We start from the raw sequence: 15211 nt of genomic DNA on the forward strand, positions 1-15211 counted from the left end.
CGGTAGGGTCGCGATCATGGGAGCACTCGACGACGGCGAGATGGTGGAAGTGACGGATGCCGCGGCCTGGCGCTCGTGGCTCGACGCGAACCATCGCACCTCGAAGGGGGCGTGGCTCGTGCGGGCGCGACCGGGTTCGGGGCTCGAGGTCATCGGCTACGAGGACGCGATCCTGCAGGCGCTGTGCTTCGGGTGGATCGACGGTCCGGTGCGTTCGTTCGACGACGAGCGCGGCGGCCTGTGGTTCGCGCCGCGGCGCGCGACGAGTGGATGGGCGGCGACGAACAAAGCGCGGCTCATCCAGCTCGAGGAGGAAGGCCTGATCACCGAGGCCGGCTATCGCGCCGTCGAGGTCGCCAAGGCGAACGGCGCGTGGACCGTGCTCGACAACGCCGAGGCGCTGCGCGAGCCCGACGACCTCGCCGCGGCGCTCGACGCCACACCCGCTGCACGCGCCGCGTGGGACGCGTTCCCGCCGTCGAGCCGCAAGCTCGGCATCACGAACGTCGACATGGCACGGCGCCCCGATACGCGGGCCGCGCGGGTCGCGAAGATCGTGGCGGATGCCGCAGAAGGGAAGCGCCCGTGATCTCAGGGACCGAGCAGACACTGCTCCTCCTCACCGCCGCGCTGATCACGCTGGGCTCACTCACCGTCATCCTCTGGCAGTGGTGGCGCCGCCGCGGCAAGGGTGACTGACGCCAGGCACCCGACGCGAACCTCAGCGGGCGACCACGGCCTCGGCATCGACATGCCCGAGCTTCTCGGGGTTCGCGATCGAGTACACCTGGGTGATGCGCCCGTCCACGACGGTGAGACTCACGACGCCCACGAGCACGCCGTCCAGCTCCATGCGCACCCCGGGCTGCCCGTTGACCCACGTCGACGACGCCACGAGGGTGCCCTCGACCTTCGCCATGCCGCCGACGAGGTAGCGCGCGAGCCGATCCGCGCCGACGATGGGCCGGCGGGCTGCGCCGCGGACCTTGCCGCCGCCGTCGGCGACCGACACGACGTCGGGCGCCAGCACGTCCATGAGCCCCTGCAGGTCGCCGCTGTTGAGCGCCACGACCAGGCGCTCCACGACCCGCTCGTGCTCGGTGGGCCCGACCGTGACGCGCGGCCTGCGGGCGGCGACGTGGTCCTTCGCGCGGTGTGCGATCTGCCGCACCGCCCCAGGGGTCTTGCCCACAGCGTCCGCGATCTCGTCGTACGGCACGTCGAACACCTCGCGCAGCACGAACACGGCGCGCTCCGCGGGCCCGAGGGTCTCGAGCACCGTGAGCATCGCGATCGAGAGGTTCTCGGCGAGCTCGACGTCGTCTGCCACGTCCGGGCTCGTGAGGAGCGGCTCGGGAAGCCACTCGCCGACGTATTCCTCGCGGCGCCGCGAGACCGTGCGCAGGTGGTTGAGCGCCTGGCGCGTCACGATGCGCACGAGGTAGGCGCGCGGCTCCTGGACGGTGTCGCGGTCGACCGCCGCCCACCGCAGCCACGACTCCTGCAGCACATCCTCGGCGTCGGCGGCCGAGCCGAGCATCTCGTACGCGACGGTGAACAGCAGGCTCCGGTGCGTGACGAACGGGTCGTCGACGGCGGCGATGCTCATGGTCGGGAGCCTACGCGGAAGCGCCGACGGCCGGACGCTCGGCCAGCGGAGGCAGGCCGCAGGCGTCCGCGAAGTGCTCGGAACGGATGCCGAGCGCGATGTTCATCCGCGCCGACATGTTCATGAACGCGACGCGGGCCGCGAGTTCGACGAGTCCCGCAGGGCCGAGATCCTCGAGCAGCGCATCGGAAAGCTCATCCGTGACGGCCGGCGGCGTCTGGCTCGCGGCTTCGGCGTACTCCATCACGCGGCGCTCGAGCGGCGTGAACAGGTGCGATTCGCGCCACCGCGGCACTTCGCGCACCTTCGCCGCATCGACGTCGCGATTGCGTGACATGAAGTAGTTGAAGTCGAGACAGAAGCTGCAGCCGATGGTCGCCGCCGACGCCATCGCAGCGAAGGTCGCGAGGCTCGGGTCGAGCTCGCGCCAGCCCTCGACCTTCTGGCCGATGCCCATCGCGTCCTTCATGACCCGCCGATGGTGCCACAGCACACCGAGGGAGTCGGGGACGCGGCCGATCATCCTGCGCGCGGCGAACGTGATGATCGCGCCCTGGGCGCCGGTGACGTCTGCGGTGGGGATGCGGGTGTCGCTGGTCATGTCTACCTCCGTGTCGAACGAGTCCTTCGACATGGAGACACCGGCCGCCGCCGGCGTGTGACATCGGCCGCAGAAGTCACCACGAGTGCCGCGTCGCCTGCCGGGGTGCTCTACTGGGCGTCGAGGCCGAGGTCGTCGAGATCGATCGCGGCGAGCCACTGCAGCCCCTCGGCCTCGACGGCGGCCTGCGCGCCGGTCTTGCGGTCGACGATCACGGCGACGGCGACGGGCTCAGCACCTTCGCGGCGCAGCGCCTCGACGGCCTTGAGCGCCGACTGCCCCGTGGTCGAGGTGTCTTCGACGACGACGACGCGCCTGCCCGCGACATCCGCCCCCTCCACCTGGCGGCCGCGTCCGTGGTCCTTCGGCTCCTTGCGCACGACGAAGGCGTCGAGCGGCTTGTGGGTGCGCGCGGACTCGTGCATCACGGCGTTGGCGATCGGGTCGGCACCCAGGGTGAGCCCGCCGACGGCGACGATGCCGTCCACGTCGCGAATCAGGTCGAGCATGATGCGTCCGATCGAGGGCGCCGCGCGGTGGTCGAGCGTGAGCTTGCGCATATCGACGTAGTACGTCGCCTTCTTTCCGCTCGAGAGGGTGAAGTCCCCGTGGAACACCGCCTCGTCCTGGATCAGCGCGATCAGGTACTGGCGGTCGGCTTCGAGCTCGGGCGTGGAGGCGGCGGTCATGCCCTCGATTTTACGGATGCTGCGCCCTCGCGCCCGTCCGAGTCTCATCGCCGGCTGATCCCGGCTCGCGATCACTCGCCGACCGGGCGTCCGTTCAGCATCGCGGCGTCGCGGGTGGGGGCACGCGACGCGACCGCGTCACGTCGCTCGTCCCGCCCGGTGGCGCCCGGAGGCAGGAGCGCCGCGACCGCCCGAGACACGGCAGGATCGGCCGCGTCCTCCGCGAAGGCGTCCGTGCGCGAGAGCGCGAGGCGCGCGGCCACCGCGGTCCCGGTGTCTTCCGACTCGGCGAGACGCTCGAGCGCGGGCTCTGCGGCGCCGATCACGCCTGCCCCCAGCAGGCTCTGCACCACATCGCGATCGCGGAGGTCCGCGGCGCGCGCGGCGTCCTCGGCCGCGGTGCGCACCAGCACCTCCGTGTTCGAGGCGAGCGTCTCGCCGGGCCGCACCGCGAAGCGCGCGACCACCTCGTAGCGACCGGGCACGGGGAACAGCGGCTCACTGCCTTCGGCGACCAGCGGCACGGCGGCGACCAGGCGCTCCCCGGCCGCGAGCTCGATCGAGCGGGGCGCCGAGTCGACGGGCCACGGCCACGTGGCTCGCGCGATGTGCCCGTCGGGCCCGGTGATCTGCATGTCGAGGTCGCCCTCGATGAGGTTGAGCCGGGCGCTCACGGTCGCCGCCCCGCCGACCGCGACGATCGCCAGTTCGGCGTACGCGATGCGGTCGAGCGGAACCGTCTCGGCGGCGAGCCGGAGCCGGAGCTCCACCCCGCCGCCCTGCGCATCGGAGGTCACACGTCGATCCTTCCCCCGCGCCGCCCCGCTGTCACCCTCTCCGGTCCCGGTCGTCCGCCACCCCGTCAGCGTCCCTGCGGCGAGACGAAGTCGGCCGCGATCAATTCGGCCGCCGAGACATCCTTCCCCGCCGCCGACCGCGTGCCACCCTTCGAACGGGCCCTGAGCGCGGCCATCGTGTCGGCGACGACCGGCGCGTTCTTCTCGGTCGGGCTCGCCACCGTCACGGCGAGCGCAGCGACGCGTTCGGCCGAACGGCCCGCCAGCGCCAGTTCGAGGAAGTGCGCCGCCTCGTCGGGCGCCGCCTCCCGCACGCCGCGGGCGCGGACGTCGGTGAACGACCGCGCCAGCGAGTTCGCGAGCACGAGCGCCCCGGCGGCTCCCGTGTCGGTGTCGCTGTGCTGCTCGGCCAAGTCGGTCAGCACAGCTCGGGCCGCAGCATCCGTCGCGAAATCGCCCAGGGCGATCGCGCGCCCGACACCCGGCGTGAGCGTCTTGGCGCTGATGTCGACCTCGGCCCCGGAGCCGGGACCGCGCACGTCGACCGTCACCGGCGCCGAGCGCACGGTCGTCACCGGATCGACCTCGAGCTGCGCGGCGACCGTGTGGCGGCCCGGCTCGGTGAAGGTCACACCCTGGTTCGTGAAGAACACCTGCACGTGGCCCCGGATCGACTCGCCGGGCTGAAGCACGGTCGTCGGTCGCGGACCGCAGCCGATCGCGACGTCGACGAGGTGCTCGAGCGACCGGTCGGGCGACGTGTGAACGAACACGAGGTCGCCCTCCGACAGGTTGATCAGCGTCGTGACCGTGCGGGGCTGATCCGACACGTTGGTGAGCGCGACCTCGGCGGTGATGTACTCGCCCACGAACGCCTGCGCGGGCATCGCAACGGTCAGCTCGAGCGCGTCGTCGCCCGTGTCCCCTGCGAGGCCCGCGACGTCGACCGGCGCCGGCAGACCTGCCGAGAGATTGCCGTGCCCCCAGCCGAAGTTCTTCCAGCCGGGCCGCACCTGCGGGTCGGGCGAGTGGATGAGCGACGTGCGGTCGTGGTCCGAGAACACGAACGCCGCGTTGCCCGGGTACGGGTTCGCGACGGTCGCGAAGCCCATGACGTCGCCCGTCTGGTTCATGATCTCGATGCCGATGCCCGGATTGTGGACGTCGTGCTTGGGGTGCCACAGGTTGAACGCGTGCCCCGCCTCGTGCACGAGGGTGCGCAGGAACGCCGCCGGCACCTCGTCGAGGGGCCTGCCACGCGCCGCGGCGGCGATGAACGAGTCGTTGCCGAGCTGCACGTCGGCGAATCCGGCGGCACCCTCGCGCGGCACGGTGTCGTCGTCGAACATGATCCCGAACAGCCCGCCCTGAGACGAGCCGATGAAGAGCCACAGTCGCCACTGCTCGCCGCTCACCGCCTGGCGATGCCCGCTCATCAGCGTCGCGAGCTCGGCGTTGGTGAGGTCGGCGTCGTTGGGCACGTCGATCTCGTCGGTGACGACGGTGACGTCCCAGCCGGCCGAGGCATAGACCGAGCGCACGTTCGCCGCGGCCCCCGAGCCGATGGTGGCGGATACCGGGAACACGCGGTTGACCATGGCATCCACCTCGATACGGCACCCGCGGTACATCGGCGACGTCTTGCGCGCCGTGACGTCGGTGACGGTGCCGCCGATCGAGAGCGTCCCGGTCATGCGCTGCGACGACGCCACGAGTGAGGACGCGGGCGCGAGCACGAGCGGCCGCCGGCAGCGCAGCGTGAGCGTGCCGGTGTCGGTGGACACGAACTCCTGCGTCGTGCGGTTCCACAGGTGGCGGACGATCTGCACGGTGAGGGTGCCGTCGATGTAGGTGGCGCCGTTCGAGCGGAAGTACCAGGAGTACTCGGACCTCGGGAACGCGGGGTACGTGCGCGGGCTCACCGCGAGCTCGTCCGAGACCGCCGTCCCGTCCGCCGCGCCGAGGTCGCGCGCGTCGGCGTCGGCGCCCGCGAACGGCCCCGGATCCGGGATCGGGACGGGACGCTGCACCTCGCCGAGCACCGGCGGGAAGACGCGCCGCGAGTACATGTCGCCCGAGATGCGCAGCGAGGAGCTGCCGACCTCGATGCGCAGCGCGCCGCGAACCTCGGGGGCGAACACCATGCGCCGTTGGAGCTCGAGCAGCCAGGAGCCGTCCAGCGTGCCGAGGGGGCACGGCCGGGTCGGAAGCTCGGGACGGATGACCGGTCCGGTGACCAGTTCGCCGTCGGCGTCGAACTCGAGGGGAACGTCGTCGCGCACGGCGGAGGCCGTGTGGCCGCAGCCGCAGTCGTGGTCCATGGTGGTCTCGCTTTCCCGACCGCGGACGCGGCCGCTGACAGAAAGGAGAATCCTCCTCTCAGCGCTGATACGCCAGGGGTCATGGGCACCCGCCGCGCCGTTCGACGTCCGCCGCCCCGCCTAGGCTTGATCCCATGCGCCTGGCCACCTGGAACGTCAACTCGATCCGCGCGCGGGTCGACCGCATCGTCGACTTCGCGGTGCGCGAGCACATCGACGTGCTCGCGATGCAGGAGATCAAGTGCAAGACCGACCAGTTCCCATTCGACCGGTTCGAAGAGGCGGGCTACCACGTCGAGGCGTACGGCTTCTCGCAGTGGAACGGCGTCGCGATCGCCAGCCGCGAGCCGCTCACGAACGTGCGCACCGCCTTCCCGGGCATGCCCGGCTTCGAGAAGGGGCACAACGGCCCCGACGCGCCGCAAGAGGCACGGGCCATGGGCGCCACGATCGGCGGCGTCGAGGTGTGGAGCCTCTACGTTCCGAACGGCCGCTCGCTCGGCGATCCTCACTACTACTACAAGCTCGACTGGCTGTCGGCGCTCCAGCAGTACACGACCGACTCGCTCGCCGCGAACCCCGACCTCGCACTCGCGCTGGTCGGCGACTTCAACATCGCGCCGACGGATGCCGACAACGGCGACCCCGCCGTCGTCCCCGGTTTCTCGACGCATGTGTCACCGCCCGAGCGCGAGGCGTTCGCCGCCTTCGGGACGGCCGGCCTCCAGGATGTCGTCCGGCCGCTGATCCCCGGCGGCTTCACCTACTGGGACTACAAGCGCCTGAAGTTCCCCCGCAACGAGGGCATGCGCATCGACTTCATCCTCGGCTCGCACGCTCTCGCCGACGCGGTGACCGGCGCGACCATCCACCGCGACGAGCGCAAGGGCGAGCTTCCGAGCGACCACGTGCCGGTCGTCGTCGACCTCGACCTGGAGGGTCCCGACGACGACGATCGCCCGATGATCTTCTGAGATCACGGATGCTGCGGCCCGCGGCATCCGCCATGCTCCTCTGCTCGCCAGCGGGAGCGTGGACACCATCGATGCAACTCCGGCCGTGGCGTCGATGTTCGCCGGAACGCCGGCGCCGAGCCCTCACTCCTCGACTACGCCGGTCTGCACGTCCCCTGCGGCGGGTCCGTACCTCAGCTGGATCACGCCGAGGGGGCCGGTGACGGCCGGTTCGAGCAGCGTGACGTTCGCGGGGTGCGCGCCCTCCGGGAACACCTTCTTGCCCTGCCCGAGCACGACGGGGTACACCCAGAGCGTCAGCACGTCGAACAGCTGCTCCCTCAGCAGCGTCTGCACGAAGTCGATGCTGCCGATGACGTGGATGTTCTCGTGCTTCTCGCGCAGCGCCTCCACCTCGCGGGTGAGGTCCTTGCCGAGCTGCGACGACCCCTCCCAGTCGAGCGTGGCCAGGCCGCGCGAGGCGACGTACTTCGGCGCGCTGTTCAGGGCGTCCGCGATCCTCCCTGACTGGTGCGGCCAGTACCCGGCGAAGATGTCGTAGGTCCGTCGCCCGAGCAGCAGCGCGTCGAGCTCCGAGATGCCCCTCCAGATCGAGGCGCCGATCGCCTCGTCGGGGAACGGCGCCTGCCAGCCGCCGTACGGGAACCCGTTCGACGGGTCCTCCTCGGGGCCGCCGGGCGCCTGCGCGACGCCGTCGAGAGTGGTGAACAGGTCGATGAAGATGCGACCGGTCATGGCCGCCTCCTTCCAGGGCGGGGCGGCTCAGGCGACGAGCACGACTCCGGGGTCGATGGGGATGTGGAACGTCTGGGCGAACCGCTCGAGCAGGGTGCCGTCGCCTGCGACGACCGCGAGCACGTCCTGGTCGATGGCGTCGGCCGGCGTGAGCTCGCCGGAGATGAGACGACGGATGCCGGGGCCTGCGGCGAAGGTCAGGTCGGGCTCTCCGGTGGTCGAGGCCTGCGTCCCGAGCCGGGGGTCGACCGGCCGGCCGGCCGGCTGCAGCTGCGCGATCCGCAGCCCCGATGCGTCGACCTGCACCCGCAGTACGACATCGGCCACGTGCAGCTCGTAGTCGGCGGGCGGCAGTGAGACCGCAGCATCCGTCTGGAATGCCGTTCGGAGCGCCATCGTGAGCGAGTCCGCCGTGACGACGTCCTCGGGCCGGGGCTCGCCCATCTCCTGGAACCCCCACCGGCCGAGGGCCAGCACGATCGGCTCGAGTTCGCGCCCGTACGGGGTCAGCTCGTACACGAGCCCGCAGTGCAGCAGGGGCACGCGGCGCACGACACCGCCCTCCTGCAGCTCTTTCAGCCGCGTGGAGAGGATGTTGGTGGGGATCTTGGGCAGCCCCTGCTTGAGGTCGGTGTAGCGGCGGGGGCCGACGAGCAGATCGCGGACGATGAGCAGCGCCCACCGCTCGCCGATCAGCTCGACGGCCGTCGTGACCCCGCAGTACTGCCCGTAGCTGCGGGACGCCACTTACGCCGTCGCCTGCTCCGCCATGAACGCCTCCGGTCCTTTGGCGGCCGCCTCGGGGTCCATCCACATGAACTGGACGCCGTTGCCGTCGGGATCGATGAGGTCGCGCGCGTACATGAAGCCGAAGTCCTGCGGCTCGCCCGGCGCGGTGCCGCCGGCGGCGACACCCGCCTCGACGATCCGGTCGACGTCCTCGCGGGTCTCGCGGCTGATCGACAGCAGCACCTGGGCATGGGTCTTGGGGTCGGCGAACTCCTTGTCGGTGAACGTCGCGAAGTACTCCTTCGTGAGGACCATGAAGAAGATCTGGTCGCTCCACACGATGCACGCGGCGTTCTCGTCGGTGAAGAGCGGGTTCAGCGCGCAGCCGAGGGCGGTGTAGTACGCCTTCGAGCGCTCGAGGTCGTTCGTCGGGATGTTGACGAAGATATGCGTCATTGCCTTGCTCCTTGTGACCGTGGCCGTCGACCGGACCGCCGACAGAAGTATGGTTGCAAAAAGCAAGCAAGCTTGTCAATAGCAAGTAAATGAACGGATGTTGCGCCTCACGACTTCGCGCCGGGCACACGGCATCCGGGTTCTCCGTCTTGCGGGGGATGCTGCTGCCCTCGCGCTTCCGTAGCGTGGAGGGATGTCCGACCTGCCTTCCGCGCACCCGGCGCGGCGCCCGCCGCCGACCCCGGGCGAGCTGCGCAACGACGTCTGGCTCGCCGGCGCCCTCTTCGTCGCGGCGGTGATCAGCACCGCCCTCGGCTCGGTCGCGGGGGTCTATGGCGCCGACGCCGACGCCGGCATGCAGTGGGCGCTGCTGTACAGCCTCGGGCTCACCGCCCCGCTCGCAGTGCGGCGGCGCCTCCCCGAGGTGGTCGTCGTGGCGATCGCCCTGGTGTTCTTCGTGGGCGTGACCTTCCGCATCCCCGACCTGTACGTCTCGAACATCGCCATGTTCATCGCGATGTACACCGTCGGTGCGTGGGTCGACGACCGTCGGCGGGCGATGTGGGTGCGCATCGGCGTGATCGCCCTGATGTTCGTCTGGCTGGTCGTCACGATGTTCCAGGCGGCGATCGACCCGTCCGACGAGAGCCTGTCGAAGGCGGGGCTCTTCTCGCCGTTCGCGGCGATGCTGCTCATCCAGCTGCTCGTCAACGCCGGGTTCTTCGGCGGCGCGTACTACATGGGCGACCGCGCGTACGCCGCCGCGATGTCGCGCGCCGCGCTCGAGGAGCGCACGCACGAGCTCGAACGCGAGCGCGAGGTCACCGCCGCGCAGGCTGTGGCCCTCGACCGCGTGCGCATCGCCCGCGAGCTGCACGACGTCGTGGCGCACCACGTCTCGGCGATGGGGGTTCAGGCCGGGGCCGCGCGCGCCGTGCTGGAACGCGATCCGGATGCTGCGCGCAGCGCGCTGCGCGCAGTGGAGGCGTCCGCCCGCTCCGCTCTCATCGAGCTGCGGCAGCTGCTCGAGACCCTCCGCACTCCCGGCGGCGACGCCGAGGGCGGGTCGACCGTGCACCTCTCGGCGCTCGCGGACCTCGTCGTCCATGCGAACGACAACGGCCTGCCGACAACGCTGACCGTCGTGGGCGATGCCGTCGACCTGCCCGAGCTCGTCCAGGTCAACGTGTACCGCGTCGCGCAGGAGGCGCTGACGAACGCACGCCGCCATGGCGGACCGGATGCTGCCGCCGACGTCCGCCTGCGCTACGCGCCCGAGGCCCTCGAGCTCGAGGTCGTCAACACCGGGCGCGCCGTCGCCACGCCGATGCGGCCCGGCCTCGGCCTCGTCGGCATGCGTGAGCGCGCCGCCGCCTCGGGCGGCGAGCTCGACGCGGCGCCGCGCGCCCGCGGAGGATTTCTCGTGCGGCTGCGCGTGCCGCTGGCCGTACCGGCCGAGGCTGTCGGCGCATGATCCGGGTGCTCCTGGTGGACGACCACGCCGTCATGCGAGCCGGCTTCCGCATGATCCTGGAGTCGACGAGCGACATCACCGTGGTCGGTGAGGCGTCGACCGGCGTCGAGGCGGTGGCGGCAGCATCCGATCTGGGTCCCGACGTGATCTGCATGGACGTGCAGATGCCCGACATGGACGGCCTGGAGGCGACTCGGCGCCTCGTCGGCGACCGGCGCGTCGCTTCGGCGGTCGTGGTCGTGACCACCTTCGACCGCGACGACTACCTGTTCGACGCGCTCGCGGCCGGCGCGAGCGGTTTCCTCCTGAAGAACGCCGACCCCGAAGAGTTGATCTCGGCCGTGCGGGTGGCCGCGGCCGGCGACGCCCTGCTCGCGCCGGAGGTGACGCGCCGCGTGATCGCCCGCTTCGCCGCAGCCCCGTCGCAGAACTCCACGGATCTCATCCGTTCCCGGCCGCAACGACCCGGATCAGGTTCCCCGTGGGTCGATTCCGTGGAGTTTCGCAGACCCGCCGACGCGCCCCTCGTCGAGCTCACCGAGCGCGAGGGCGAGGTGCTGCGGCTCGTGGCGCAGGCGATGAGCAACGCCGAGATCGCCCGGCGCCTGTACATCGGCGAGGCCACCGTGAAGACCCACGTCTCGAACGTGCTGCAGAAGCTCGGCGCCCGCGACCGCGTAGCCGCCGTCGTCTACGCCCACCGCCACGGTCTCGCCTGACCTGCTCGCTCGCTCGCTCCGCAGCCTCCACCTCTTGGCGACTCGCCAGAAGCCCGCCCGAACAGCAGCCGTTCGTGGCGAGTCACCAGAAGGCAAGGTCCGCCGGAGGGCCGGGACGCCCGCAGCGAGTTCTGGCGAGTCGCCAAGACGGCGGCGCGAACACGCCCGGGTTTGGCGACTCGCCAAGACGCGGGGCGCGAACACGCCCGGGTCTGGGGCGAACACGCCCGGGTTTGGCGACTCGCCAAGACGCGGGGCGAACACGCCCGGTTCTGGCGACTCGCCAAGACGGCGGCGCGAACACGCCCGGGTTTGGCGACCCGCCAAGACGGGGCGCGAACACGCCCGGGTTTGGCGACCCGCCAAGACGGGGCGCGAACACGCCCGGGTTTGGCGACTCGCCAAGACGGCGGCGCGAACACGCCCGGGTTTGGCGACCCGCCAAGACGCGGGGCGCGAACACGCCCGGTTCTGGCGACTCGCCAAGACGCGGGGCGAACACGCCCGGATTTGGCGACTCGCCAAGACGCGGGGGGGGCGAAACCCCGGTGGAACGACGGATGCCCCGGCCCGAGCGCCGCGAGGGGCGCCAGGTCCGGGGCATCCGGGGTGCTGGAACAGAAGGTCGGCGGGCCGACCCGGATTGGATCAGGCGGCGACGGGGACCGCGGCGTAGCGGTCGACCAGGGCGCCGAAGGCCTGGAGGTAGCCGACGAGGAAGTCGGCGGTCTGCTCGTTGGTGACCTCGCCGGTCTCGGTGAACAGGCCGGGCGTGGTCTGCACGTAGCCCTCCGGCTGGCCGAGGGTGGGGGCGTTGAAGTGGCTGAGGATCGCCTTGAGGTGCTGCTGGGCCGCAGCGGTGGCGACGCCGCCGCCCGAGGTGCCGATCACCGCGGTCGGCTTGCCGTCGAACGAGCTCTGACCCCACGGGCGGGCCGACCAGTCGAGCGCGTTCTTCAGCACGCCGGGGATCGAGCGGCTGTACTCCGGCGTGATGATGATGACGCCGTCGACGTCGGCGATGGCCTGCTTGAAGTCGCGCGCGACCTGGGGGAAGTCGGCGTCGTGGTCGGGAGAGTAGAAGGGGAGGTCCTTGATCGGGATCTCGACGAGGGTGGTGCCCTCCGGGGCGAGGCGCTCGAGGGCCTTCGCGAGACGGCGGTTGATGGAGGTCGACGAGATGCTGCCGACGATGTAGCCGATGGTCCGCTCGGACATATGGGGTTCTCCTTGAAAAGCAAAGGCGTCCCCGGTGGGGACCACCGTGGACGTTCCACATCGATGCAAGCACATGAACCCGCTATCTATTCCGGCGCATGAAAGATCTCTCATCCCCCGTACGGGGGAGGCACGCCGATCCACCCCCAGGGGGAGGACACTGCGGTCCCGCATCCGTAAGTTCGATCGCGGGGGATCGAGAGGAGACAGGGATGCTGCAGCTTCGCGGTATCGGCAAGAGCTACGGAGGACGCCGCGTGCTCGACGACGTGTCGTTCGACGTGCGGCCCGGCCGGCTGACGGGCTTCGTCGGCGGCAACGGCGCAGGCAAGACGACGACCATGCGGATCGTGCTGGGGGTGCTCGCCGGGGACGCCGGCACCGTCACGCTCGACGGCGCCGAGGTCACGGCATCCGACCGCCGTCGTTTCGGCTACATGCCCGAGGAGCGCGGGCTGTACCCCAAGATGAAGGTGCACGAGCACATCACTTACCTCGCGCGCCTGCACGGGTTCGCGAAGACGGATGCTGCCACCCGCGCCCGCGCCCTGCTCGAGCAGCTCGGGCTCGGCGAGCGCCTGGACGACAACGTCGAGACGCTGTCGCTCGGCAACCAGCAGCGCGCGCAGATCGCCGCCGCGCTCGTGCACGACCCGCAGGCGCTGATCCTCGACGAGCCCTTCTCGGGCCTGGACCCCCTCGCGGTCGACGTCGTGGCGGGCGTGCTGCAGCAGCGCGCAGCCGCAGGGGCCGCCGTACTCTTCTCGTCGCACCAGCTCGACGTCGTCGAGCGCCTGTGCGACGACCTCGTCATCATCGCCGGCGGCACGATCCGCGCGGCCGGCGCCCGCGAAACGCTGCGCGCGCAGCACTCCACGCGCCGCTTCGAGCTGGTCTCGGCCGGCGACGCCGGGTGGCTGCGCGGCGAGCCCGGCGTCGAGGTGCTCGACTTCGATGGCGGCTACGCCGTGTTCGACGTGGACAGCGACGAGACCGCGCAGCGGGTGCTGCGCCGGGCCGTCGCACAGGGGGATGTCGCGAGCTTCGCGCCGCAGCATCCGTCCCTCGCCCAGATCTTCAAGGAGGTCATCCAGTGAGCACCACCGACACCCGCCGCGGCGCGAGCACCCTGGGGGCGGGGCAGGCCGTCTGGCTCGTCGCCGAGCGCGAGATCGGCTCGAAGCTGCGCAGCAAGGCGTTCGTCGTCTCGACGGCGATCCTGTTCCTCGGTGCGCTCGCCATCGTCATCTGGGGCGGCTTCCAGGCCGCGAACAACACCGGCACGCCGGTCGCGGTGACCGCCGACGCGCAGCAGTACGTCGCCGACGCACAGGGGCTCGATGTCACCGAGGTCGCCGACCGCGCCGCCGCCGAGGCGCTCGTGACCGACGGCGAGGTCGATGCGGCCGTGGTGGGCGACACGTCGTCGCCGCTCGGGTTCGCGATCGTCGCCGAGTCGTCCGCGCCGACGTCGCTGATGCTGCAGCTCGCCCAGGTGCCGCCGGTCGAGCTGCTCGCCCCCGAGGAGGGCAATGCCGCGCTCGGCTACATCGCCGCGGTCGGGTTCGGCGTCGTGTTCCTGCTGGCCGCGTCCCTGTTCGGCGGCACGATCGCACAGAGCGTGGTCGAAGAGAAGCAGACCCGGGTCGTCGAGCTGCTCATCTCGGCGATCCCGGTGCGGTCGCTGCTGGCCGGAAAGGTCATCGGCAACACCGTCCTCGCGATGGGGCAGATCCTGATCCTCGCCGCGATCGCCATCATCGGCCTCACCGTGACCGATCAGACCGCGCTGCTGCAGGGGCTGGGCGCTCCCATCGCGTGGTTCGCGATCTTCTTCCTGTTCGGCTTCATCCTGCTGGCGTCGCTCTTCGCGGCGGCCGCGTCGATGGTGTCGCGCCAGGAGGACATCGGCTCGACGACGATGCCGCTCACGATGCTCGTGATGGCGCCGTACTTCCTCGTCATCTTCTTCAACGACAACCCGGTCGTGCTGGCGATCATGTCGTACGTGCCGTTCTCGGCGCCGGTCGGCATGCCGATGCGGATCTTCCTCGGCCAGGCGCAGTGGTGGGAGCCGCTGCTGTCGATCGCGATCCTGATCGCGACGTGTGTCGGCGCGATCCTCGTCGCCGCCCGCATCTACGAGAACTCGCTCTTGCGCATGGGCGGCCGCGTGAAGCTCTCCGAGGCCCTCGCCGGCTGACCCGCGACCCCGGATGACGGATGCCCCGGCCCCGCGCTCTGCGCGGGGGCGCGGCATCCGATGCGACATCCGCCGTGCTGCGCGCGGCCCCTTGTGCCCGACGGCCCGACCGGCCCTGCGCTGGCGTGATCCGGCGCTACTGCTCCCCCATCATCTGCGGCTCCATGCGGCCGACCGAGATCACGTTGCCGGCAGGGTCTTTGAACCACGCGATGTCCGGCCCGCCCTCGAAGCCGCGCGAGATGCCCTTCTCGTCGGTGCCGTAGTCGGGGTCGGTGTAGATCTTCGTGACGACGCCCCTCGAGTTGAGGTCGTCGACCGCGGAATCGACGTCTTCCACGCTGAAGTTGAGGATCGTGAACACGGCCGGTTCGTGGTCCTCCTTCGGATAGACGAAGACGGCCCCGCCGCCGGGCAGGGCGATCGTGAATCCCCCGCCCATCTCTTCGTAGACGGTGACGTCGAGCCCCAGAGTGTCGCGGTAGAAGGCCGCGGCTGCGCCGACGTCGGGTACGGCGAAGCTCGAAAACGGCCGATCGGGTGTGAACATGACAGCCTCCCAGTGGTTGTGCCGCCGCCTACGATCCTCTTGCCTGCAGGGTGTGTCCAGAGGGGCGGTGGCGCGGCTTCGCAGCGCCGGAACGGCGGCGTAGACTCCCGGCATCCGCACGAACCGTGACGACGCA

At 70.9% G+C, this 15211-nt stretch carries 16 protein-coding genes; 6 read left to right on the forward strand and 10 right to left on the reverse strand.

Features of this window, described 5'->3' with window-relative positions:
* Positions 1 to 16 precede the first annotated feature (16 nt).
* Positions 17 to 589, forward strand: coding sequence for a YdeI/OmpD-associated family protein (locus MRBLWH3_RS02960; RefSeq protein WP_363428556.1), 573 nt, complete (start codon positions 17 to 19; stop codon positions 587 to 589).
* 132 nt (positions 590 to 721) lie between these two features.
* On the opposite strand, the gene MRBLWH3_RS02965 is transcribed toward MRBLWH3_RS02960, so the two are convergent.
* From MRBLWH3_RS02965 to MRBLWH3_RS02985, 5 genes are all read right to left on the reverse strand, one after another.
* Positions 722 to 1609 (reverse strand): RNA polymerase sigma-70 factor, encoded by an 888-nt coding sequence (locus MRBLWH3_RS02965; protein WP_363428558.1) that lies wholly within the window; start codon positions 1607 to 1609, stop codon positions 722 to 724.
* 10 nt (positions 1610 to 1619) lie between these two features.
* Positions 1620 to 2210: a carboxymuconolactone decarboxylase family protein gene (locus MRBLWH3_RS02970; RefSeq protein WP_363428560.1), complete on the reverse strand. Its 591-nt coding sequence runs from the start codon at positions 2208 to 2210 to the stop codon at positions 1620 to 1622.
* 110 nt (positions 2211 to 2320) lie between these two features.
* Complete coding sequence (gene pyrE, locus MRBLWH3_RS02975; RefSeq protein WP_363428562.1) at positions 2321 to 2899, reverse strand: orotate phosphoribosyltransferase; 579 nt, start codon at positions 2897 to 2899, stop codon at positions 2321 to 2323.
* 71 nt (positions 2900 to 2970) lie between these two features.
* Positions 2971 to 3696 (reverse strand): hypothetical protein, encoded by a 726-nt coding sequence (locus MRBLWH3_RS02980; protein ID WP_363428564.1) that lies wholly within the window; start codon positions 3694 to 3696, stop codon positions 2971 to 2973.
* 65 nt (positions 3697 to 3761) lie between these two features.
* Positions 3762 to 6017, reverse strand: a complete 2256-nt coding sequence (locus MRBLWH3_RS02985; RefSeq protein ID WP_363428566.1) for a hypothetical protein — start codon at positions 6015 to 6017, stop codon at positions 3762 to 3764.
* Positions 6018 to 6151: 134 nt separating this feature from the next.
* On the opposite strand from MRBLWH3_RS02985, the gene MRBLWH3_RS02990 reads away from it, so the two are divergent.
* Entirely contained in the window at positions 6152 to 6991 is an 840-nt protein-coding gene (locus MRBLWH3_RS02990) for an exodeoxyribonuclease III (protein WP_363428568.1), read from the forward strand.
* 123 nt (positions 6992 to 7114) lie between these two features.
* Here the strand turns inward: MRBLWH3_RS02990 and MRBLWH3_RS02995 are convergent, their stop codons facing one another.
* The 3 genes from MRBLWH3_RS02995 to MRBLWH3_RS03005 are packed head-to-tail and all read right to left on the reverse strand — an operon-like array spanning position 7115 to position 8911.
* Positions 7115 to 7726: a dihydrofolate reductase family protein gene (locus MRBLWH3_RS02995; RefSeq protein WP_363428570.1), complete on the reverse strand. Its 612-nt coding sequence runs from the start codon at positions 7724 to 7726 to the stop codon at positions 7115 to 7117.
* A gap of 27 nt (positions 7727 to 7753) precedes the next feature.
* Complete coding sequence (locus MRBLWH3_RS03000; protein WP_363428572.1) at positions 7754 to 8473, reverse strand: winged helix-turn-helix transcriptional regulator; 720 nt, start codon at positions 8471 to 8473, stop codon at positions 7754 to 7756.
* On the reverse strand, positions 8474 to 8911 hold the full coding sequence (locus MRBLWH3_RS03005) for a VOC family protein (protein WP_363428574.1): 438 nt from the start codon (positions 8909 to 8911) through the stop codon (positions 8474 to 8476). It lies immediately after the preceding gene.
* A gap of 193 nt (positions 8912 to 9104) precedes the next feature.
* On the opposite strand from MRBLWH3_RS03005, the gene MRBLWH3_RS03010 reads away from it, so the two are divergent.
* On the forward strand, positions 9105 to 10385 hold the full coding sequence (locus tag MRBLWH3_RS03010) for a sensor histidine kinase (protein ID WP_363428576.1): 1281 nt from the start codon (positions 9105 to 9107) through the stop codon (positions 10383 to 10385).
* On the forward strand, positions 10382 to 11104 hold the full coding sequence (locus MRBLWH3_RS03015; protein WP_363428578.1) for a response regulator transcription factor: 723 nt from the start codon (positions 10382 to 10384) through the stop codon (positions 11102 to 11104). Before MRBLWH3_RS03010 ends, MRBLWH3_RS03015 begins: the two co-directional genes overlap by 4 nt.
* A gap of 648 nt (positions 11105 to 11752) precedes the next feature.
* On the opposite strand, the gene MRBLWH3_RS03020 is transcribed toward MRBLWH3_RS03015, so the two are convergent.
* Positions 11753 to 12322 (reverse strand): NADPH-dependent FMN reductase, encoded by a 570-nt coding sequence (locus MRBLWH3_RS03020; RefSeq protein ID WP_363428580.1) that lies wholly within the window; start codon positions 12320 to 12322, stop codon positions 11753 to 11755.
* Positions 12323 to 12534: 212 nt separating this feature from the next.
* On the opposite strand from MRBLWH3_RS03020, the gene MRBLWH3_RS03025 reads away from it, so the two are divergent.
* Together MRBLWH3_RS03025 and MRBLWH3_RS03030 are read left to right on the forward strand one after the other, a co-directional pair.
* Positions 12535 to 13419 (forward strand): ABC transporter ATP-binding protein, encoded by an 885-nt coding sequence (locus MRBLWH3_RS03025; RefSeq protein ID WP_363428582.1) that lies wholly within the window; start codon positions 12535 to 12537, stop codon positions 13417 to 13419.
* On the forward strand, positions 13416 to 14525 hold the full coding sequence (locus MRBLWH3_RS03030) for an ABC transporter permease (RefSeq protein ID WP_363428584.1): 1110 nt from the start codon (positions 13416 to 13418) through the stop codon (positions 14523 to 14525). Before MRBLWH3_RS03025 ends, MRBLWH3_RS03030 begins: the two co-directional genes overlap by 4 nt.
* Before the next feature lie 136 nt (positions 14526 to 14661).
* Here the strand turns inward: MRBLWH3_RS03030 and MRBLWH3_RS03035 are convergent, their stop codons facing one another.
* Positions 14662 to 15075 carry a VOC family protein gene (locus MRBLWH3_RS03035; protein ID WP_363428586.1) on the reverse strand — a complete coding sequence of 138 codons (414 nt, stop codon included), beginning with the start codon at positions 15073 to 15075 and terminating at the stop codon, positions 14662 to 14664.
* Positions 15076 to 15211 lie beyond the last annotated feature (136 nt).

The organism is Microbacterium sp. LWH3-1.2, from assembly GCF_040675855.1.
Lineage (GTDB): Bacteria > Actinomycetota > Actinomycetes > Actinomycetales > Microbacteriaceae > Microbacterium.